Consider the following 21,305-nt stretch of genomic DNA (forward strand, 5'->3'; position numbering starts at 1 on the left):
AGCCAAAGGCCGCCTTTCAACCGGAAGCCATGCGGCCCCCGGTGTTATCCGGTATTAGCCCCGGTTTCCCGGAGTTATCCCGGTCTTACGGGCAGGTTACCCACGTGTTACTCACCCGTCCGCCGCTGAGCCCGAAAAGGAGCAAGCTCCCCTCGGGCTCCGCCCGACTTGCATGTATTAGGCACGCCGCCAGCGTTCGTCCTGAGCCAGGATCAAACTCTCCATCAAAAAAATTTATGCTCATCCGAAACTCAAAGGCGCTTTGTCTTGTTCAGTTTTCAAGGTTCAATCGAAACGCGACTTTTTTAATATAACACCCGGAATATTTTTTGTCAACACAAAAATTTATATTTCTTTTTCGCCCGAAATCAAAGGGGATCGAACCGGAAAAGAGCCTTCAAGTTTTTCAGAAGTTTCTCCTTTGCCATTCATCTCCGGCCCCCCATTGCTTCCGTGCGTTTCCCTTTTTCCATGAGGAAAAGAAAATACCGATAATGGGCCGCATGGTCCGGAAGCGCCGGGGCCGATTTTTGTCCGATTTCGCCGCTACAAGGGATCGTGACGGATTACAGCCGTAAAAATTTTTCCCGTTCCGCCTGATACGGCACGGTCCTGTGCCGGCGGCACAGAGTTGTTATTTCCCTTGCTTGGGAGGAACCGGAAACCGTCCGGCTCGCCCCGGACCCTTGAAAACATTCCGTCGGAAATCTCCCCCGTCCGAAAAATGTCCCGTTTCCCGTTCCCTTCCCTGTTCCATTTCAATATTCTTCAATGATTTCTTCGATAAACAGATCTTTATGGTTCTCCAGGGAAATGACCTCGTCGTTCTTCACCAGCTTTATGATCGGCCTCGTTAAATTTTTCGGATCAATAAACAGGATTTTTGCCACGTCCCCGTTGGAAAGGAGGACGTGGGAATGGATGGAATATTGGGCAATATAGGACATGAAGGATTGCAAGATGGAAAGGTCGAATTTTCCGACCATATCATACATCATCATTTCAATCGCTTTGAAGGGAGATACTTTGTCCTTGTAAGAACGGGCGCTGATCAGCGCATGGTAGACATCGGCAACGGCGATCATTTTCGCGTACGGGTGGATATTCTCCTTTTCCCCCATCGGGTAACCGCTTCCATCCAGCCTTTCATGATGCTGCAAAATCCCCATCTTCGCGCTGTTGGATAAGGAGGGCGTATCCTTCACCATCTTGTAACTGATAACCGGGTGTCTTTTTATTTCCGCGTAATCTTTTTCCGAAATCTCCTTGTTTAAGTAGATTTTCCGGTTCATTTTCGCCATGCCGGCATCGCACAGGCAGCCGGCCAATGCGATCTGATAGCAATCCCCTTTTTTCATGTTCATTTTATGGGCGATATATCCGGTAATCAGGCCGACGGAGACGCAATGGTGGTAAATGTAATCGTTGCGCTCCACAAAATTTTGCAGCATCAACAATTTATTGGGATATTTCAGGAATTTCTCCAGCAGCGGAATGAAAAATTCCCGGATGGTCTGGATGTGAACCGGCAGCCCGTTCTGCCATTTCTCAAATTCCTTCTTGAACAATTGAACGCCGGTCAAATATTCCGCGAAAAGATCCGTAGCGATGATCTTTCCGCCGTTTTTTTCCGATAAGGGGAGTTTTCTTCCGCTTTCCGCGGAATTTTTTGTTTTGTCGTTTTCGGGCCCGGCGGATTTCATTATTTCCGAAACCGTTTTTGCCGGAGGCTCTTTTTTCGGCCGTTCTTTGTTGTTCTCATCGACATGGACTTCCTCGATTAAAAACGCCTCCAAAACATCGATAATCTGCCGGGTGACGACCGTGTTTTTCGGTACGATCGGCCTATTGCTCTTGCTGTAGACATCTTCGAGGATCCGGTACCCTTCCCGGAGCTGTTTAACCTTCCTCTTCATCTTCTTTTCACCTGAAATCCCTTGGTATATTTATATTTTAGCCAATTCCCAGGCGTTGTTCTATATCTTTTTGCAAAAGGTGTTCCTTTTTGTTGATATTTTTGAAAAATTCCGTCTCGCATGGAGAAAAAAACTGCCGAAGGAAGTACCGTCTTCCTCCGGCAGCCGTCCATGGCCGCGAAGGGGAAACAGGAGCGCCGCATCTTTTCCGTTCCGATCGTCACTCGCTCTCCGTTTCCTCTTCTTTTTCCACCTTCGCGAGGGCGGAAACATAGTCATTTTCTTCCAAGTTGATCAGCTTTACCCCCGATGCGATCCTGCCGGTTTGGGAAATATCGGAAACGGCCATGCGGATCAGGATCCCGCAGTTTGTAATGACCATGACATCCTCATCTTCCTTGACCGCCATCATCGCCACCACGGGGCCGGTTTTTTCCACGATGTTATAGGTTTTTATTCCCTTTCCGCCCCTTCCCTGCAACCGGTATTTTTCCTGGTGGGTCCGTTTGCCGAACCCCTTTTTCGTCACGGATAACACATATTGGTCCTCTTCGATGATTTCCATGCCGATCACTTCATCGTCGCCGGACAGGGTGATCCCCTTCACCCCCGATGCGTTCCGTCCCATCGGCCGGACGTCCGTTTCCGGGAAACGGATGATCATTCCATTCTTCGTTCCGATCAGGATATCCTTTTTCCCGTCGGTCAACCGGACGGAAATCAGCTCGTCGCCTTCCCGGAGATGAATGGCGATCAAGCCGTTATTCCTGATATTCGTAAAATCGGACAGCGGCGAACGTTTGGAGATCCCGTGTTTCGTCGTGAAAAATAAATAGGATTGTCCGTCAATTTCCGAAACGGGGATGATCGCATTAATTTTCTCGTCTTTTCCGATCTCCAACAGGTTAATGACCGGGATTCCCTTGGCCGAACGCCCGTATTCCGGGATCCGGAAAGCCTTGAGCCGGTAAACTTTCCCCTTGTTCGTGAAGAACAAAACCGTATCGTGGGAAGAGGTGGTGATCATATGGGCGACGAAGTCGTCTTCGTTTGTCCCCATGCCTTGAATTCCCCGGCCGCCCCTCCTTTGGGAACGGTAGGCGGATATATCCGTCCGCTTGATATACCCCCGGTTGGTCAGGGTGATAATCACCTGTTCTTCCGGAATCAAATCTTCTTCTTCAATGTCTTCGGCCGAACCTTGAACGATTTCCGTTCTCCTTTCGTCGCTGAAACGCTCCTTGATATCCAGCAGCTCTTCACGGATGATTTCGACGATCTTTTCCTCGTCGGACAATATCGCCTTCAAATGTTCAATGGTTTTGATCAGTTCCTGGTATTCCTCTTCGATCTTCTCCCTTTCCAGGCCCGTCAAACGCTGCAGGCGCATGTCCAAAATCGCCTGGGCTTGTTTTTCTGACAAGCTGAAGCGTTCCATCAAAGCCGGTTTGGCAATCTCGGCGGTTTTCGAGCTGCGGATGATCCGGATGACTTCGTCGATATGGCCGAGGGCGATCCTCAACCCTTCCAAAATATGCGCCCTCGCCTCCGCTTTGCGCAAATCGTATTCCGTCCGGCGGCGTATAATTTCCTTTTGATGCTCCAAATAATAATGCAAGACTTGTTTTAAATTTAATACTTTCGGCTGCCCGTTTACGAGGGCGAGCATGTTCACGCCGAAGGTCGTTTGCATGGCGGTATGTTTGTACAAATTGTTCAGGATCACCTTCGCGTTGGCGTCCCGGCGGATCTCCATCACAATCCTTAAACCTTGCCGGTCGGACTCGTCCCTTAACGCGGTAATCCCGTCGATCTTTTTTTCGCGGACAAGCTCGGCGATTTTCTCGATCAGTTTGGCCTTATTGACCTGGTACGGGATTTCCGTCACGACGATCGATTGTTTTCCGTTGTCCGATTCCTCGATGACGGCCCTCGCCCGCAGGGTGATGGCCCCCTTGCCCGTTTCATAGGCCTTCCGGATCCCGCTTTTACCGACGATGATTCCCGCCGTCGGGAAATCGGGACCGGGGATATACCGCATCAATTCCTGGACGGTGATCTCCGGGTTTTTGCTCAACGCGATGATCCCGTCGATCACTTCCCCGAGATGATGGGGCGGAATGTTGGTCGCCATGCCCACGGCGATTCCGGAAGCGCCGTTGACCAGCAAGTTGGGAAAACGTGCGGGCAAAACGACCGGCTCCTTCTCTTGGCCGTCGTAGTTATCCTGGTAATCGATCGTGTCTTTATTGATGTCCCGCAGCATTTCCATGGCGATTTTCGACATTCTCGCCTCGGTGTAACGCATGGCCGCCGCCGAATCCCCGTCAATGGAACCGAAGTTGCCGTGGCCGTCCACCAGCATATACCGGTAAGTGAAATCCTGAGCCATGCGCACCATCGTTTCATAAACGGCGGCGTCACCGTGGGGATGGTATTTGCCGATAACATCACCGACGATGCGGGCGCTCTTTTTATACGGTTTGTCCGCGGTTATTCCCAGTTCGTTCATCGCATACAGGATCCTGCGATGAACGGGCTTCAGCCCGTCCCGCACATCCGGCAAAGCCCTCGACACGATGACGCTCATCGCGTAATCCAAAAACGAAGTGCGCATCTCGCTGCTTATGTTCACTTCTTTAATATTGGAACTCGGTGTTTCAGCCATTTCCTGCTACCTCCTTGCCCGGAAAGCCGGACCGTTCCGCCGCCATGGAAACCTTTTTCCGGGCGAAAATATCAGATATCCAGATTTTTTACGTACAAGGCGTTTTCTTCGATGAATTGCCTTCTCGGTTCCACCCGGTCGCCCATCAGCATTTCGAAAGTCTCATCCGCCTCGATGGCGTCTTCCAGGCTCACCTGCAGCAGCGTCCGGTTTTCCGGATTCATCGTCGTTTCCCAAAGCTGCTCGGGGTTCATTTCGCCCAACCCTTTATAGCGCTGAATGCCGGGTTTCGGCTGGCTGGGAAGGGACTTCAGCACCTCTTCCAGCTGCTGGTCGTTATAAGCGTAATAAACTTTCCGGTTCTGCTCGATTTTGTAAAGGGGCGGCTGGGCGATGTAAATATAACCCGCCTCGATCATTTGCCTCATGTACCGGTAGAAAAAAGTGAGCAGCAAAGTGCGGATGTGGGCCCCGTCCACGTCGGCATCGGTCATGATGACAATTTTATGATAACGGGCTTTGGAAATGTCGAAATCCTCGCCGATGCCGGTGCCGATCGCCGTGATCATCGCCCGGACTTCATTGTTGGACAAAATCTTGTCCAGCCTCGCCTTCTCAACGTTCAAAATCTTGCCCCTGAGCGGCAATATGGCCTGGTAGTTCCGGTCCCGCCCCTGCTTTGCGGAACCGCCCGCCGAATCCCCTTCCACGATGTATAATTCGCTGACCGCCGGATCATTGGAGGTGCAATCCGCCAGCTTTCCCGGCAATTGGGAAACTTCGAGGCCGCTCTTTTTCCTCGTCAGTTCCCGCGCCCTTTTGGCGGCCACCCGGGCCCTGGCGGCGAGGACGCCTTTTTCGACGATCCTTCTGGCCACCGACGGGTTCTCCAGGAAAAATTTTTCCAAATGCTCGGAGAAAACCGCATCGGTCACGGTGCGGGCTTCCGAATTTCCCAGCTTTGTTTTCGTCTGCCCCTCGAATTGGGGATTCGGGTGCTTGATGGAGATGATGGCGACGATGCCTTCCCGGACGTCTTCGCCGGTCAGATTTTCATCCTTATCTCGAAAAATATTATTTTTCCTGGCATAATCGTTGATCACCCTCGTCAGGGCGCTTTTGAACCCGGATTCGTGGGTTCCCCCTTCATAGGTATGGATATTGTTGGCAAAGGAGTAGATTAAACTCATATAGCTCGTATTGTATTGGAAAGCCACTTCAATATGGATGCCGTCCCGGTTTCCTTCGATGTAGACCGGATCGTGGAGCACTTCCTTGTTCTTGTTCAAATGGGCGACATAGGACAGGATGCCGCCTTCGTAGAGGTATTCGTCCCTCCGGTTGTTCGCCCTTCTGTCTTCGATGGTTATTTTTAGCCCTTTATTCAAAAACGCCAATTCCCGCAGCCGTTTTGCCAAAACTTCGTAGTCAAACTCGACGGTTTCCGTAAAGATTTCCGGGTCCGGGAGGAAACGGGTCGTCGTTCCCGTCCGGTCGGTTTCGCCCACCACCTTTAAATCGCAGCAGGGCACCCCCCGGGAATATTTTTGATAATAGATTTTTCCGTCCCGGTGGACATATACTTCCATTTCAACGGAGAGGGCGTTGACGACGGAGGCCCCCACGCCGTGGAGCCCGCCGGACACCTTATAGCCGCCTCCGCCGAACTTTCCGCCCGCGTGAAGGACGGTATGAATGACTTCGACCGCCGGTCTCCCCATTTTCTCATGGATTCCGACCGGAATCCCCCGCCCGTTGTCCCGGACGATGATGCTGTTGTCCTTTTCGATAATGACGTCGATTTGGGTGCAAAATCCCGCCAGCGCTTCATCGATACTGTTATCGACGATTTCCCAAACGAGATGGTGCAATCCCTTCGCACCTGTCGTTCCTATGTACATGCCCGGACGTTTGCGGACTGCTTCCAGTCCCTCCAAAACCTGGATCTGGCTTTCATCGTAAGTCGTCGCTTCCACTTTTCTATCTTCCAAGGCCATCGACTCAATCACCTGCACTTTCCTGTACGTATTCGTACATCAACGATGTTGCCCCCTTTTCGGGAGAACGTAATATCGGGATCGGAAATGCCGGGGAAAATCCGGGATCCAAGTTATTCTTTTGCGATTTTCCCGTTTGAGACAATAAAAAAATAAGCGTCTTTTAAGGCTTGGTGGTCAATTCCGTCAATTCCGGTGGCGGTGATGAATGTTTGAACCTTTCCCGAGATCGTCGTCAACAAAAGGGATTTCCGGAAATCATCCAGTTCCGACAACACGTCGTCCAACAATAAAACCGGATATTCTCCGATTTCCGAACGGATGAGATCGATTTCCGCCAATTTCAGCGAGAGGGCGGCGGTCCGCTGCTGCCCCTGGGAACCGTAAGTTTGGACTTCCCGGCCGTTTACGCAAAAGATCAAATCGTCCCTGTGGGGACCGTAGAGGGTCGAACCCCGTTCGATCTCCTTGTTTTTTCCCTTTTCGAATTTTTCCTGGTATTTATTAATCATTGTTGTCAAATCGTCTTCTTCCGATACGTCGGCCGAAGAGCAATAACGGATCGTAAGGCGCTCTTTTCCGCTGGTAATGGACGAGTGGATGTCCGTCGCCCATTTTTCCAGGCTTTGCAAAAATTCGAAGCGGCGCCGTACGACTTTCGCGGCCAGTTGAATCAGCTGTTCCGTATAAATTTCCAAAAGATGGCCGTCCGCCTGTCTCTTTCCTTGCAGCATCTTCAAATATTGGTTCCGTTGCCGCAATATTTTTTGATATTGGCTGATTTCGTACAAATAGACGGGGGAAATTTGCCCGATCTCCATGTCCAAGAAACGTCTCCGTACAAGCGGGCTTCCCTTTACGATGTTCAAGTCTTCCGGAGCAAACAGGACCACGTTCATATTGCCGACGTATTGGCTTAAACGGCGCTGCTCCAAATGATTGCATTTGGCGATTTTTCCCTTTTTTGAGATGATGATCTCCAGCGGCAAAAGGGAATGCTGTTTATATACTCTTCCTTCTATTTTAGCATAATCTTTTTCCCATTGGATAAGTTCTTTATCATTCGCGGTCCGGTGGGATTTGGCCATCGCCAGTACATAGATGGCTTCAAGAAAATTCGTTTTTCCCTGGGCGTTTTCCCCGATGATCACATGGATGCCTTCCGCCAACGGCATCGACAGCTGATCGTAATTGCGAAAATTTTTTAATTGGATCTCTTGGATATGCATGAATCAATCATTCACCCGCTGAACGTTTTATGAAAAATTTGCCGCTTCCGGGAACGAAAACTTCGTCGCCGTCCCTCAATTTCCGTCCCCTTCTCGTTTCCCTTTCCCCGTTGACGTACACTTCCTCCGTTTGCAGGAAACGTTTCGCCGCCCCACCGGTGGAAATCAAATCCGTGAGTTTTAAAAACTGGCCGAGGGTAATATATTCCGTATCGATGTTCACTGTCTTCATCGTTTTCGGGTTTCCTTTCGCCGTATTTTTTCCCATATCTTAATTTTACTAAAATTTTTGTGAGAAACAAAGGCGGCTTCCCTTCCGCAAACGCCCCGCTTCTTCGGCATGGCTTCCGCGGACCTATTTCCGTTTTTTGCGTGCTGCCAACATCTGAACAACGGAGCCTTCCCGTTTTTGGTCAAAAACGTTTTCGGACAAAAACCGGGATCAACCGTCCTTCCCGTTTCCTTGACCGGCTGGCTCCGCTTTGCCGTTGTCCGCGAGAAACAGGGGTTTCCCGCTCCTTCCTTTACCTGGCAGAAAGGCGGAGAACCGGGAACGTTCATGCAAGCCGCTTCCGAAAAAGAAAAGGGGCGTCCCGAGCCGGAATCCGGCCGGAAAACACCCCGAAGCGGCGGACGGGCCGATTAAAAGGTGCGGACGGGAAGCAAGAGCTGTACGAGCGAATCGTCATCGTTGGTTTTGATGACAAAGGGACGCATCGCACCGGTGAAGTAAATCGTCAATTCCGTCCCGTCCGCAGCCCGCAAGGCGTCCATCATATACAAGGCGTTGAAGGAAATTTTAATGTCTTCCCCTTCCATGGACAGGCTCCTGATCTTTTCCACCACCTTGCCGACTTCCGGGGTATAGGAGGAAATTTCGACGGTATTTTGATCCACCGTTGAAAATTTGATCACGTTGTTTTTGGCCTCCCGGGCGAGAAGGGAAGCCCGGTCCACCGCCCCGTAATATTCCTTGGCGTCCAACTTGACGACGGTTTTGCTGTCCGTCGGGATCAGCCGGGAAGTGTCGGGATAATTTCCTTCAAGCAGCCTCGATAAAAACAGCATATTCTTCGCTTTAAAGAGGATATGGTTGCCGGTGATGACAATTTCCACCTGATCCCTCGAATCGTCGAGAATTTTTACGAGTTCGTTCAGGCTTTTCCCGGGGATGACGATGTTATAGACTTTGTCGCCGCCGGATGAGGAATTCAACGGCACCTTTTTCATGGCGAGACGATGGCTGTCCGTCGCCACGGCCGTCAATTGATTGTTTTCGATTTTCCAATTGACGCCCGTCAGAATCGGGCGGGTCTCCGATGTGGAAACGGCGAAAACCGTTTGCCGGATCAAAGTTTTTAACAGGTCCGCCGGAAGGGTGAAGGCCCCGTCCTCGGAGATCTTCGGAAGCCGCGGGTATTCCTCCGCATCCAGGCCGTTTAAATTATATTCGATGTTCCCGGAGCGGATGATCGTTTTGAAGTGATCCACCACTTCAAGATCGATCACCGATTCCGGGAGCTTTCTGACGATTTCGCTGAAAAAGCGGGCCGGCAGGACGATCGCTCCCGGTTCGATGATCTCCGCGTTTTCCTTGTCTTCCTCTTCCGCAGGGATGAACGATTCGATGGAGATGTCGGAATCGCTGGCCGTCAGTTTAATGCCTGCTTTATCCGCCTCAATTTTGATGCCGGTAAGGATGGGAATGGTGGTGCGGGTGGCCACCGCTTTCAGCACATCCTGGATGGCGGCCGTCAACCGATCCTTCTGGGTAAAAAATTTCATTGGCATATCCTCCAATATTTATTAATAAAATAATAAGATCAAGACATTAACAGCAGTAATATGGGGTGTGGATATGTGGATAACCTTCCGCGACAGGGAAAAAATACAGTCTGTCCACATGTGGACAAACTGTGCATCAATGACCGGAGTTATTCACAGTGTTCACAGCCTTAACGGATCAGCTTGTTTTTGATTTCTTCCAATTGCTTCAGAAACAGGGGATCTTCCTGAATGAGTTTGGAGATTTTTTCATGGGCGTGGATGACCGTCGTATGATCCCTTCCCCCGAATTCTTCCCCGATTTTCGGCAAGGAAAAGTCCGTCAGTTCCCTGGCCAGGTACATGGCGATTTGCCTCGGGAAAGCCACCGACTTTGTCCGTTTCTTTGCCTTGAAGTCTTCCAGCTTCAGTCCGAAATATTCCCCGACCGCTTTTTGAATGTCTTGAATGGTCAGGACGTTCGGTTTGGAAGCCGGGATGATGTCTTTTAAGGCTTCGGCCGCCAATTCGGCGGTTATATCTTTGTTTTCCAAGGAAGAATAGGCAACGACCCGGATCAATGCCCCTTCCAGCTCGCGGATGTTGGAATCGATCTGATTGGCGATATAAATCATCACTTCGTTGGGAATGTCGAGTCCTTCCGCTTTCGCCTTTTTGCGGAGGATGGCGATCCTCGTCTCCAGATCGGGAGGGGTTATGTCGGTAATGAGCCCCCATTCGAACCGCGACCGCAATCGGTCTTCCAGCGTCGGGATTTCCTTGGGGGGACGGTCGCTGGAAATTACGATCTGCTTGCTTTCCTCATGCAGCGTATTGAAGGTGTGGAAAAATTCTTCCTGCGTCGATTCCTTTCCCGCCAAAAACTGGATGTCGTCGATGAGAAGGATGTCGACGTTCCGGTATTTGTTGCGGAAATCATCCGCCCGGTTGTCACGGATGGCGTTGATAAACTCGTTCGTAAATTTTTCCGAGGATATATAGACGACTTTTGCCGACGGATTATGCTCAAGGATATAGTGGCCGATTGCGTGCATCAAATGGGTTTTCCCCAATCCGACGCCACCGTATATGAACAGGGGATTGTACGCTTTCGCAGGGGCTTCCGCAACTGCTAAGGAGGCGGCATGGGCGAAGCGGTTGCCTGAACCGATCACGAACGTGTCAAAGGTGTATTTCGGATTGAGCATCGTCTGATAGTTTTCCGTCTGCTGGGCCTTTTTCCTGTTTATGGCGGTGCTGGCCGTTTCCTGATCCTCCGTATGGGCATCCGGGATGACAAATTTCAATTCCATTTCCGCACCGGTTAATTCGTGGATGATTTTCGCCAAGATTTGAGAATAATTGCCTTCCAGCCAATCCCGGGCAAATTCGTTCGGGGCCTCGACGATCAAAGTTTTTCCTTGAAGGGAAATGGCTTTCGTCGATTTTAACCATGTTTCGAAGCTCGGCTTGCTGATTTTCTTCTCGATAACCGCCAAGGTTTTCCCCCAGAGGTCGTCAATGCTTTCCAATCGGCTTCCCTCCCCGCCTGCTTATGTTCCTACAGGTTGGAATATTTTTTGCGAATCATAGTAGAATAAATAAAGAAAGGATAATGACAAAATCCACAGATTGTGGACAAGTTTTTACACAACCCCTGAATATTTTATTCACATGTTATTCACAAACTGTGGATAAACCCCGTCCTGTGGATAATTATCCAAAGGGAAAACACATTTCATCATATCAAAAAATACTAGAATTCGCAATGCGTGGAGGGAAATATCCACAATATCATCAGGCGGTGGATATAAAGTTATTCACAGGGCTGAATTTATGAAAAAATTGTCGATAACTTGTGAGTAAATCCGGGAACCCTGTCGAAAATTATCCACAATTTTATCCGGAAACCGGGCAGTTCCGGCAGCCGCGGAAGGTTCGGTCCGTGTTGACAGTAGCCGAAAAATGCGGCTATAATGATAAGGACTTTTTTTGAACTGTTTTCCTCAATGGCTCAAACGGGGAGGTGTCATAGATGAAAAGGACGTATCAACCGAATAAACGGAAGAGAAGCAAAGTGCACGGTTTCCGTGCGCGGATGAGCACGAAAAACGGTCGTAAGGTTTTGGCACGCCGCCGCCGCAAAGGCAGAAAAGTATTGTCCGCATAGGCCACTGAAGTTCAGTGGTCTTTTTTAAAACGGGGAGATTCCAGGCAGGGCCAGATGTCAACGAAGCAGGTGCATACCGATGAAAAAGAAGTACCGGATCAAAAAGAGCGGGGAATTCCAGGAAGTTTTCCAGCGGGGAAAGTCCTTTGCCAACCGCCAGTTCATCATATACAAACTGGAGAAAGAGAACCAGGATCATTTCAGGATCGGGATTTCCGTCAGCAAAAAAATCGGGAAAGCGGTGACGCGGAACCGGGTGAAGCGGTTGGTGCGGGAAGTTTTCAAGGAATTAAAGAATGAGCTCCCGCCGAACGCCGATTTCGTCGTCATCGCCAGAAAGCCGGCGGCGGACATGAAATACGAGGAGGTCAAAAAAAGCCTCCTTCATGTTTTGAAAATTGCAAAAGCGTTGAACCGGAACGGCGGCAAGGATAAAAGTTGAAAGATCCGGCGGAAAATTCAACGTTTCTGCGAAAAAGCCGATCGGCAGGAAGGAAAAAGGGAAGAAAATTGTGGTAAAATTTTTATAAAACGGGTTAATCTGAAAACGGGATCTCGCTTTGCCGGAAATTTCACGGATGAATGAAGAATCTAAGGTCTGATATGGGAGGATACCTGTTAAGTGAAGAAAAAGGTTGTTGGAATCGGTCTCATTCCGCTCATCTTCTTTTTGTCCGGCTGCTCGGACGTGAACGAACCGATTACGGAGGACAGCGAAGGATTTTGGAACCAGTTGATCGTCTATCCGTTATCCTGGCTGATCGTTTCCATTGCCGGACTGTTTCCCGGAAAATTCGGCTACGGGCTTTCCATCATTATCGTGACCATTTTTATCCGCATTTTGATCCTTCCTTTCATGGTCAGCCAGATGAAAAGTTCGAAAAAAATGAACCTGATCCAGCCTGAACTGGAAAAATTGAGGAAGAAATACAGTTCCAAGGATGCCGTCACCCAGCAGAAACTGAAGGAAGAACAGCTGAAATTGCTGCAGAAGTACGAGATCAATCCCCTTTCCGGCTGCCTGCCGGCATTGATCCAAATGCCGATCCTGCTCGGGCTTTACCATGCCATCGTCCGCACCGAAGAAATAAAAAGCCATTCGTTTTTATGGTTTGATTTGGCTGCCCGTGATCCTTTCTACATTCTGCCCTTCTTGGCGGGCGCGACAACGTTCCTGCAGCAAAAAGTGATGATGAGAGGCGTGCCCTATCAAAATCCGCAGATGCAGATGATGCTTTGGCTGTTGCCCGTCATGATTGTCGGTTTTTCCTTTTTCGTCCCGTCCGCATTGGTCTTGTACTGGATTGTCGGAAATCTCTTTACCGTGGTTCAATCCTGGTTCATTAAAATTCCGGAGCTCGAGGCCAGGGCTCGCGGAACTTTGGGAGGAAGAAAAAATTGAAGCAAGTGACCGCCACCGGCCAAACCGTTGAAATGGCCGTCCAATCCGCATTGAATGAACTGAAAACGACGAAGGACCGGGTCGAAATTAAAATCATCGATGAAGGAAAAAGGGGTTTGCTCGGCATTTTCGGCTCCAGACCCGCGATCGTCAAGGTGACTTTGAAGACGGATCCTGTCGCGGAGGCAAAAAAATTTTTGCAAACCATCTGCGACGAAATGGATATCCCCGTTGTGATCCATGTGCGCACCGATAATCTTTTCATGCATATCGATCTGGAGAGCGAAAAGGCCGCCCTCCTGATCGGAAAAAGGGGGCATACGTTGAACGCCTTGCAGACCTTGACCCAGGCTCTCGTCAACCGCTACACGGACCATTATATGTCCGTCATTTTGGACGTGGAAAATTACCGGAGGAAAAGGGAAGAAAAGCTGACCGAGCTGGCGGAGCGCCTGGCGAAGAAGGTCGCCCGGGAGAAAAAGCCCTATTCTTTGGAACCGATGCCTTCCTATGAGAGAAAAATCATCCACAGCGCTTTGGCGGGTCATCCGGAAGTGACGACCTATTCCGTGGGGGAAGAACCGAAAAGGCATCTGGTCATCACCCCGAAAAACTGAGGATTTTTTTCAAACTGTTTTCGTGGCAGAGGGGATTGCCATTGAAAACAGTTTTTTCTATGCAGTTTTTTTGTTTTCTTGTATAATACTGTGGATAACTTTGTTTCAACGGGATATCCACATGTGGAAATTTTTTTATCATTTGTTTATTCACATGTGGATTTATTACAATAAAATTACGGCCGTTTATTAACGTCCTTGCTTTCCGATTGTTCTTGTCGGATTTTTCCGATGTTCCTATAGATTTTTTCTTAAGCGTGGTGACCCATGATGGAGTTTGATACGATCGCAGCCATTTCCACGCCGATCGGGGAAGGGGCGATCGGCATCGTCCGCCTGTCGGGGGAAAAGGCGATCGAGATCGCGGACCGGGTGTTCCGGAGCCCTTCCGGGAAAAAGCTGCAGGATGTCCCGTCCCATACGATCCATTACGGATATATTTTCGACACGAAGGAAGAACGGAAAATCGAAGAAGTGATGGTAACGGTGATGAGAAAGCCGCGCACCTTCACGAGGGAAGATGTGGTGGAAATCAATTGCCACGGCGGCCTGCTTGCCACCAATCGGGTGCTGGAGCTCGTTTTGTCCAACGGGGCGCGGCTTGCCGAGCCCGGGGAATTTACGAAACGGGCCTTTCTGAACGGCCGCATCGACCTGTCCCAGGCGGAGGCGGTCATGGATTTGATCCGGGCGAAAACGGACCGGGCGATGAACGTGGCCCTCGGCCAATTGGAAGGCCGGCTCTCCAGGCTGATCAAAAAATTGCGCCAGGAAATTCTGGAAGTCCTGGCCCAGGTGGAAGTGAACATCGACTACCCGGAATATGACGACGTGGAAGAAATGACCCATCAAATGATGCTCCAAAAAGCGGAATATGTAAGGAAGGAAATCGAAAAATTATTGGCGACCGCCAGGCAGGGGAAGATTTTACGGGAAGGACTGAAAACGGCGATCGTCGGCAGGCCGAACGTCGGGAAATCCTCCTTGTTAAACAGCCTCGTTCACGAAAACAAAGCGATCGTCACCGATATTCCCGGAACGACAAGGGACGTGATCGAAGAATTCGTCAACGTCCGGGGGGTTCCCCTGAAGTTGATCGATACGGCGGGAATCCGGGAAACGGAAGACGTGGTGGAAAAAATCGGAGTGGAAAAATCCCGGAAGATGCTAAAAGAAGCGGATTTGGTTCTTTTTCTGTTAAATTACAACGAGGAATTGACGGAAGAAGACCGCGGGCTGTTTCAGGCGATCCGGGATGCGGAGGCGGTCATCATCGTCAATAAAATCGATCTTCCGCAAAAAATTGATATGGAAGAAGTGAGACGGCTTGCCGACGGGAAAAAGGTGATTCCCGTTTCCGTGAAAGAGGAAAAGGGCATGGAAGAGCTGGAAGAAGCCATCGCTTCCATGTATTTCAGCGGCGAGATCGGGATGGATGAAACGGCGTTCGTCACGAACGCGAGGCATATCGCTTTGCTGAAGAAGGCGTTGGAATCCGTGGAGGACGTACTCAAAGGAATCGATCAAAAGATGCCGATCGATATGATCCAGATCGATATGACGAAGACTTGGGAAACCCTCGGGGAAATCATCGGGGAGAGCGTCCAGGACGAGCTCTTGGACCAGCTGTTTTCCCAATTCTGCCTCGGAAAATGATTCGAAAAGGAGGTTGAAAGATATGCAAACCTATGATGCCGGAAGCTATGACGTCATCGTCGTCGGCAGCGGCCATGCGGGATGCGAAGCGGCGCTCGCCGCGGCGCGGATCGGTGCGAAGACGTTGGTTTTGACCATCAATTTGGATATGGTCGCGTTCATGCCCTGCAATCCTTCCATCGGGGGACCGGCAAAAGGGATCGTCGTAAGGGAAATCGATGCCCTCGGGGGGGAAATGGGGAAAAATATCGACAAAACCTACATCCAAATGCGCATGCTGAACACCGGCAAGGGCCCAGCCGTGAGGGCTTTGCGGGCCCAGGCCGATAAAGTCCTTTACCAAAGGGAAATGAAAAAAACCTTGGAAAGGCAGCCGAACCTGACCCTCCGTCAAGGGATGGTGGAGAAACTCATCGTCGAGAACGGGGTTTGCCAAGGGGTCATTACAAAAACCGGCGCCGCTTACCGCGCCAAGGCCGTCGTTTTAACGACGGGGACCTTTTTGCGCGGCGAAATCATCATCGGCGAATTGAAATATTCCAGCGGGCCGAACAACCAGCAACCTTCCATCAAGCTGTCGGAAAATTTGGAGGAACTCGGTTTCCAACTCGTCCGTTTCAAAACGGGGACGCCTCCCCGGGTCAACAGCCGTACGATCGATTACAGCAAGACGGAAATCCAGCCGGGGGACAAGGAGCCGCGCGCCTTTTCCTACGAAACGACGACTTACATCACCGATCAGCTGCCTTGCTGGTTGACGTACACGACGGAAAGAAGCCATCAAATCATCGATGAAAATTTGCACCGGGCCCCGATGTTTTCCGGTATGATCAAAGGGCGGGGACCGCGGTACTGCCCCTCCATCGAGGACAAGGTTGTCCGGTTTCACGATAAGCCCCGCCATCAAATCTTTTTGGAACCGGAAGGAAGGGAAACGGAAGAAGTTTATGTGCAAGGATTGTCGACCAGCCTCCCGGAAGAAGTGCAGCAGGAATTGATCGCCAGCATCCCGGGACTGGAGAAGGCGGAAATGATGCGGCCCGGGTATGCGATCGAGTACGATGCCATCGTTCCTACCCAGCTGTGGCCGACATTGGAGACGAAATTGGTCAAAAACCTGTATACGGCGGGACAGATTAACGGTACGAGCGGCTATGAGGAAGCGGCCGGGCAAGGAATCATGGCGGGGATCAACGCGGCATTTAAAGCCCTGGGCAAGGATGAGGAAGTTGTTTTGAGCCGTTCCGACGCCTATATCGGCGTGATGATCGACGATCTGGTGACCAAAGGCGTCGTTGAACCGTACCGGCTCCTGACTTCCCGGGCGGAATACCGGCTGCTTTTGAGGCATGACAACGCCGATTTGCGCCTGACGGAAATCGGCTACCGGATCGGCCTGATTTCCGAAGAACGTTACAGAAAATTTTTGCTGAAGAAACAGCAAATCGAAGCGGAATTGAACCGTCTCCGGTCGACGATCATCCGCCCCGACGAGAAGGTGCAAAAATTGATTCAAAGCGTCGGCGGAAGCGAACTGAAAGACGGCATAAAGGCGTCTGATCTGTTGAAACGGCCGGAGATGACTTACGAACACATCAAACAATTGGTTCCCGCCCCGGAAGAACTGTCGCCTGAAGTGGAAGAACAAGTGGAAATTCAAATCAAGTATGAAGGCTATATACAAAAGTCCCTCCAACAAGTGGAAAAAATGAAAAAATTGGAGGACAAAAAGATTCCCGCGGACATCGATTATGACGCCATTTTCGGCCTTGCCAACGAAGCGAAGGAGAACTTGAAAAAGGTGCGGCCCCTTTCCATCGCCCAGGCTTCGCGCATACCGGGCGTCAATCCCGCCGATATTTCCATTTTGTTGGTTTATTTGGAACAGGGAAAAATCGCCCGCGTCAGCAACCAATAAAGACAGGAAGATGGCCATGAACACGGAACAATTTATCGAAGCGCTAAACGAGCACCATATTTCCTTGACGGCCCGGCAGCTGGAACAATTTGAAACCTATTGGGCCCTTCTTTCCGAATGGAACGAAAAAATGAACCTGACTTCCATCAACGGAAAAGAACAGGTCTATTTAAAACATTTCTATGATTCGTTGACCGCTTCCTTTTTCGTCGATTTGAAAAGCTCCCCGTTGCAGATTTGCGATGTCGGGTCGGGGGCCGGATTTCCGGGCATTCCATGGAAAATCGTTTTTCCCCAGCTGCGTTTGACCATCATCGATTCCTTGAAAAAAAGAATCCTTTTTCTAACGGAATTGGTGAACCGGCTGCAGCTGGAAGGGGTTACCCTTTTCCATGAACGCGCGGAAAACGCCGGCCAAAACGGGGATTTTCGGGAAAAATTCGATGTGGTGACGGCCCGGGCCGTCGCCAGGTTGTCCGTTTTGTCCGAGTTTTGCCTGCCCCTCGCCAAGCCGGGAGGCGTCTTTCTTGCCATGAAAGGTCCCGGGGTCAAAGAGGAAATCAAAGAAGGGAAAAGGGCGATTTCGATCCTGGGCGGCAAGATCGCATCCGTCCATACCTTGGCGCTCCCCTATGAAAACAGCGAGCGGAACATTATTTTGATCGAAAAAGTGAAAAACACGCCGAAAAAATATCCGAGAAAGCCCGGGATTCCGGTAAAATCGCCGCTTTGACCGAAGGCCCGGGACCGTTTCCTTGCCATAGGATGCAGGAACTTCCCGGCGGCTGGAGAAATAAGTAAGTAATGGACTAGGGAGTATGATGAAGGTGGTGTCGGCCAATGAAACATCCGTTTTCGAAGATTTTCGGGCTGGGTGACAAGGAGAGCCGGGATTTTGGATTGGATCAGGAGATCGAGAATCCGAACGAAGAAGTGAAACAGATACCTATCGACCAGATCCACCCCAACCGCTTCCAACCGCGGACGGTTTTTGACGACGAAAAGATCGATGAGCTGGCGAGCACGATCCATACCCACGGCATCATCCAGCCGATCGTCGTCAGGGAAATCGGGACATCCCAATACGAAATCATCGCCGGTGAGAGACGTTTCCGGGCGGCAAAAAAACTTGGCTGGAGCACGGTCCCCGCGCTGGTCAAAAATTTGAACGATGCCCAATCCGCTTCCATTGCCCTGATCGAAAATTTGCAGCGGGAAGAATTGTCCCCCATTGAAGAGGCGATGGCCTACGACAAGCTGCTGGAAATCCACCACCTCACCCAGGAAGCCCTCGCCCAACGTTTGGGAAAAGGGCAATCGACCGTCGCCAACAAACTGCGGCTGCTCAAACTTCCGAAACAGGTCCAGGATGCCCTGCTGAACAAAAAAATTACCGAGCGCCACGCCCGTGCCCTGATTCCGTTAAAGGACGAGGAAAAACAATTGAAGCTTTTGGACGAAATCCTGGAAAAGCATTTGAACGTGAAACAGACGGAAGAAAGGGTTCAGAAACTGCTGGCCAGCGAGTCGGCCCCGAAGCCCAAGCCGAAACGGATCTCTTTAAGCAAAGATCTCCGCATTGCCGTGAATACGATCCGGCAATCGATGGCGATGGTGAAAAAGAGCGGAATCCCTGTCGAAGCCGACGAGGAAGAATTGGAAGATTATTATCAAATTACGATAAAAATACCGAAAAAGAAAAAATAGTCCCTTCTTTCTTTTTTCCAAACTTCCGAAGGGCTTCCCCCGAACACCGGTCCCGGCGATCCTTGGGGGCCTGCCGGGATCCGCGCCGGAAAGCGGCAGAAAAAAGCCCCTCTTTTTTGGCCTGTCGGCTCCGACTCGGACTCCGTTTCATCCCGATCTTCCCTTATTGTCAATAACGTCCGGCAAAGCCGGTATTTTTGGATCAAGGATATCCTCGCTTCCCTTCCGGATATCCTTTTTATCATTCTTCATTTTTTCCGATCGGAAAAATCAAAGATTCGCAGATTCCTTTCGTTCCGGTTCACAGGCTGCGCCTCCGGACGGCAGACCGCCCTTCCCTTCTCCGTTGCGGAAACCATTTCGTTGGTTTATCATTTTTTCATGTCCGTCTCTTTTTCCTTTTTTTGTGCCTGGCTTTTTTGCGGGATGGGCGGTTTTTTCTTTATATTTCGTGATAAAATAGAAGCTGAATAGTTTCTTGCGGGGTAGGTGACATCGTGGGTAAAATCATTGCTGTTGCGAACCAAAAAGGGGGAGTCGGCAAAACGACCACATCGGTTAACTTGGCCGCATGCCTGGCCTATATCGGGAAGAAAGTGTTGATCGTGGATGTGGATCCCCAGGGAAATGCGACGAGCGGCATCGGCATTGAAAAAGCGGATGTGAGCCAATGCGTTTATGATATTTTGATAGACGAAGTAGAAACGAAGAAGGTCATTATTCCGACCGATGTGGAGAATCTGTACATCATCCCTTCCACGATCCAGTTGGCAGGGGCGGAAATCGAGCTCGTTCCGACGATCTCCCGGGAAATCCGTTTGAGGCGCGCCCTAGAACAGGTCAAGGATGATTATGATTATATCATCATCGATTGTCCGCCGTCCCTTGGCTTGTTGACCATCAACGCGCTGACCGCTTCCGATTCCGTCATCATTCCGGTGCAATGCGAATATTACGCGTTGGAAGGCTTGAGCCAATTGTTGAATACCGTCCGTTTGGTCCAAAAACATTTAAACAAGAAATTGCGGATCGAAGGCGTTTTGTTGACGATGTTGGACGCCCGGACAAACTTGGGAATTCAAGTCATCGACGAAGTGAAGAAATATTTTCAGGATAAAGTATACAAAACGATCATTCCGAGGAACGTCCGCCTGAGCGAAGCACCCAGCCACGGAAAGCCCATTATCGTTTATGACCCCCGTTCGAAGGGGGCGGAAGTTTATATCGAATTAGCAAAGGAAGTGGTGGCTAATGGCTAAGGCTCTCGGCAAAGGCCTGGAATCCCTTTTCCCCGCCATGGAAATCTCCGAAGAAGAGACGATTCAGGAAATCAGCATCGATGAAATCCGGCCCAATCCTTATCAGCCGCGGAAAAATTTCAAAGACGAAACCATTGATGAATTGAAACAATCGATTTTGGAACACGGGATTCTGCAGCCCCTGATCGTCCGCAAAAGTGTCAAAGGCTATGAAATTGTCGTCGGCGAAAGGCGTTACCGGGCCGCCAAAGAAGCCAACATGAAAACCGTTCCGGCGGTTGTCCGGAAAATGGACGACCGGCAAATGATGGAACTCGCCCTTTTGGAAAACCTGCAAAGGGAAGATTTAACCCCGATCGAAGAGGCGTCCGCTTATCAGGTGCTGATGGACAGGTTGAATTTGACCCAGGAGGAGTTGGCCAAACGCCTCGGAAAAAGCCGGCCTCATATCGCCAACCATGTCCGCCTTCTGTCATTGCCCGCCTATGTGCAGAAGCTCATTAACGATCAGAAAATTTCCATGGGCCATGGACGCGCCTTGTTGGGGCTGAAGAAAAAGGAAAAAATGAAGGCGGTCGTGGAAAAAATCTTGAAGGAACAGCTGAACGTCCGCCAGCTGGAAGCCCTGATTCAGGAATTAAACAAAAATGTTTCACGTGAAACATCGAAAAAGAGCGAGCAGAAAAAGGACGTGTTCATTTTGGAAGCCGAATCGTTGCTGCGGGAGCGGCTCGGCACCAATGTAAAGATCAAACAGTCCAAAAACAGGGGCAAAATAGAGATCGAATTTTTCTCCAAGGAAGATTTAAACCGGATATTGGAAATGTTCGGCCCGGAACCGTTATAATAAGTCATTGGACAATGGCTTATTTTTTTTATCATCCTATGTAACCGTCCCGGGCGGCGCCGAAGACGGAAGCCGTGGAAAACGGCTGTCCTCATGTCGAAGTTTCTGCGGAAAACCGATGGGAAGCCCCGCTTGCGGCCGGTCCGGACGTCAGC

Annotated in this window: 17 protein-coding genes and 1 rRNA gene; 10 read left to right on the forward strand and 8 right to left on the reverse strand. The window is 50.3% G+C overall.

The genetic code is table 11. The features are described from left to right. The 8 genes from A3EQ_RS0108050 to dnaA form a co-directional block, all read right to left on the reverse strand. Positions 1-228: ribosomal RNA gene (locus A3EQ_RS0108050) — 16S ribosomal RNA — on the reverse strand; the annotation flags it as partial. 530 nt (positions 229-758) lie between these two features. Then, complete coding sequence (locus A3EQ_RS0108060; RefSeq protein ID WP_020154665.1) at positions 759-1,916, reverse strand: HD-GYP domain-containing protein; 1,158 nt, start codon at positions 1,914-1,916, stop codon at positions 759-761. A gap of 220 nt (positions 1,917-2,136) precedes the next feature. Further along, positions 2,137-4,584: a DNA gyrase subunit A gene (gene gyrA / locus A3EQ_RS0108070; protein ID WP_020154667.1), complete on the reverse strand. Its 2,448-nt coding sequence runs from the start codon at positions 4,582-4,584 to the stop codon at positions 2,137-2,139. Positions 4,585-4,655: 71 nt separating this feature from the next. After that, positions 4,656-6,581 (reverse strand): DNA topoisomerase (ATP-hydrolyzing) subunit B, encoded by a 1,926-nt coding sequence (gene gyrB / locus A3EQ_RS0108075; protein WP_020154668.1) that lies wholly within the window; start codon positions 6,579-6,581, stop codon positions 4,656-4,658. 113 nt (positions 6,582-6,694) lie between these two features. Continuing rightward, positions 6,695-7,810, reverse strand: coding sequence for a DNA replication/repair protein RecF (recF, locus tag A3EQ_RS0108080; RefSeq protein WP_020154669.1), 1,116 nt, complete (start codon positions 7,808-7,810; stop codon positions 6,695-6,697). Between the two features lie 7 nt (positions 7,811-7,817). Continuing rightward, positions 7,818-8,042, reverse strand: coding sequence for a S4 domain-containing protein YaaA (gene yaaA / locus A3EQ_RS0108085; protein WP_026499838.1), 225 nt, complete (start codon positions 8,040-8,042; stop codon positions 7,818-7,820). 410 nt (positions 8,043-8,452) lie between these two features. After that, positions 8,453-9,595 (reverse strand): DNA polymerase III subunit beta, encoded by a 1,143-nt coding sequence (gene dnaN / locus A3EQ_RS0108095; RefSeq protein ID WP_020154672.1) that lies wholly within the window; start codon positions 9,593-9,595, stop codon positions 8,453-8,455. A gap of 170 nt (positions 9,596-9,765) precedes the next feature. Continuing rightward, entirely contained in the window at positions 9,766-11,106 is a 1,341-nt protein-coding gene (dnaA, locus tag A3EQ_RS0108100) for a chromosomal replication initiator protein DnaA (protein WP_020154673.1), read from the reverse strand. A 503-nt stretch (positions 11,107-11,609) separates the two neighbouring features. Between dnaA and rpmH the strand changes: the two genes are divergently transcribed. The 10 genes from rpmH (at position 11,610) to A3EQ_RS0108160 (ending at position 21,150) form a co-directional block, all read left to right on the forward strand. Beyond that, complete coding sequence (gene rpmH, locus A3EQ_RS0108105) at positions 11,610-11,744, forward strand: 50S ribosomal protein L34 (protein ID WP_003397591.1); 135 nt, start codon at positions 11,610-11,612, stop codon at positions 11,742-11,744. A 79-nt stretch (positions 11,745-11,823) separates the two neighbouring features. Continuing rightward, a complete protein-coding gene (gene rnpA / locus A3EQ_RS0108110) occupies positions 11,824-12,186 on the forward strand; it encodes a ribonuclease P protein component (RefSeq protein ID WP_020154674.1) in 363 nt (120 codons plus the stop codon). Positions 12,187-12,366: 180 nt separating this feature from the next. After that, positions 12,367-13,146, forward strand: a complete 780-nt coding sequence (yidC, locus tag A3EQ_RS0108115) for a membrane protein insertase YidC (RefSeq protein WP_020154675.1) — start codon at positions 12,367-12,369, stop codon at positions 13,144-13,146. Next, a complete protein-coding gene (gene jag / locus A3EQ_RS0108120) occupies positions 13,143-13,763 on the forward strand; it encodes an RNA-binding cell elongation regulator Jag/EloR (RefSeq protein ID WP_020154676.1) in 621 nt (206 codons plus the stop codon). Before yidC ends, jag begins: the two co-directional genes overlap by 4 nt. Before the next feature lie 270 nt (positions 13,764-14,033). Then, positions 14,034-15,419 (forward strand): tRNA uridine-5-carboxymethylaminomethyl(34) synthesis GTPase MnmE, encoded by a 1,386-nt coding sequence (gene mnmE / locus A3EQ_RS0108125; protein WP_040369250.1) that lies wholly within the window; start codon positions 14,034-14,036, stop codon positions 15,417-15,419. A gap of 22 nt (positions 15,420-15,441) precedes the next feature. Beyond that, a complete protein-coding gene (gene mnmG, locus A3EQ_RS0108130; RefSeq protein WP_020154678.1) occupies positions 15,442-17,337 on the forward strand; it encodes a tRNA uridine-5-carboxymethylaminomethyl(34) synthesis enzyme MnmG in 1,896 nt (631 codons plus the stop codon). 16 nt (positions 17,338-17,353) lie between these two features. Beyond that, complete coding sequence (gene rsmG, locus A3EQ_RS0108135; RefSeq protein WP_020154679.1) at positions 17,354-18,070, forward strand: 16S rRNA (guanine(527)-N(7))-methyltransferase RsmG; 717 nt, start codon at positions 17,354-17,356, stop codon at positions 18,068-18,070. A gap of 107 nt (positions 18,071-18,177) precedes the next feature. Then, on the forward strand, positions 18,178-19,044 hold the full coding sequence (gene noc / locus A3EQ_RS0108140) for a nucleoid occlusion protein (protein ID WP_020154680.1): 867 nt from the start codon (positions 18,178-18,180) through the stop codon (positions 19,042-19,044). A gap of 497 nt (positions 19,045-19,541) precedes the next feature. Beyond that, the gene (locus tag A3EQ_RS0108155; protein ID WP_026499839.1) at positions 19,542-20,303 is read left to right on the forward strand and encodes a ParA family protein; all 762 of its coding nucleotides are present in this window, start codon (positions 19,542-19,544) and stop codon (positions 20,301-20,303) included. After that, positions 20,296-21,150, forward strand: coding sequence for a ParB/RepB/Spo0J family partition protein (locus A3EQ_RS0108160; RefSeq protein ID WP_020154684.1), 855 nt, complete (start codon positions 20,296-20,298; stop codon positions 21,148-21,150). The genes A3EQ_RS0108155 and A3EQ_RS0108160 overlap by 8 nt, the downstream gene beginning before the upstream one ends. Positions 21,151-21,305 lie beyond the last annotated feature (155 nt).

This window comes from Caldibacillus debilis DSM 16016 (assembly GCF_000383875.1).
GTDB classification, from domain to species: domain Bacteria; phylum Bacillota; class Bacilli; order Bacillales; family Caldibacillaceae; genus Caldibacillus; species Caldibacillus debilis.

Bases quoted from the DNA above. Each gene is read 5' to 3' on its own strand.
- noc (WP_020154680.1), top strand. From the start codon at position 18,178: ATGAAACATCCGTTTTCGAAGATTTTCGGGCTGGGTGACAAGGAGAGC.
- yaaA (WP_026499838.1), bottom strand. From the start codon at position 8,042: ATGAAGACAGTGAACATCGATACGGAATATATTACCCTCGGCCAGTTT.
- A3EQ_RS0108160 (WP_020154684.1), top strand. From the start codon at position 20,296: ATGGCTAAGGCTCTCGGCAAAGGCCTGGAATCCCTTTTCCCCGCCATG.
- rpmH (WP_003397591.1), top strand. From the start codon at position 11,610: ATGAAAAGGACGTATCAACCGAATAAACGGAAGAGAAGCAAAGTGCAC.
- mnmG (WP_020154678.1), top strand. From the start codon at position 15,442: ATGCAAACCTATGATGCCGGAAGCTATGACGTCATCGTCGTCGGCAGC.
- recF (WP_020154669.1), bottom strand. From the start codon at position 7,810: ATGCATATCCAAGAGATCCAATTAAAAAATTTTCGCAATTACGATCAG.
- mnmE (WP_040369250.1), top strand. From the start codon at position 14,034: ATGGAGTTTGATACGATCGCAGCCATTTCCACGCCGATCGGGGAAGGG.
- rnpA (WP_020154674.1), top strand. From the start codon at position 11,824: ATGAAAAAGAAGTACCGGATCAAAAAGAGCGGGGAATTCCAGGAAGTT.
- rsmG (WP_020154679.1), top strand. From the start codon at position 17,354: ATGAACACGGAACAATTTATCGAAGCGCTAAACGAGCACCATATTTCC.
- gyrB (WP_020154668.1), bottom strand. From the start codon at position 6,581: ATGGCCTTGGAAGATAGAAAAGTGGAAGCGACGACTTACGATGAAAGC.
- gyrA (WP_020154667.1), bottom strand. From the start codon at position 4,584: ATGGCTGAAACACCGAGTTCCAATATTAAAGAAGTGAACATAAGCAGC.
- dnaN (WP_020154672.1), bottom strand. From the start codon at position 9,595: ATGAAATTTTTTACCCAGAAGGATCGGTTGACGGCCGCCATCCAGGAT.
- A3EQ_RS0108060 (WP_020154665.1), bottom strand. From the start codon at position 1,916: ATGAAGAGGAAGGTTAAACAGCTCCGGGAAGGGTACCGGATCCTCGAA.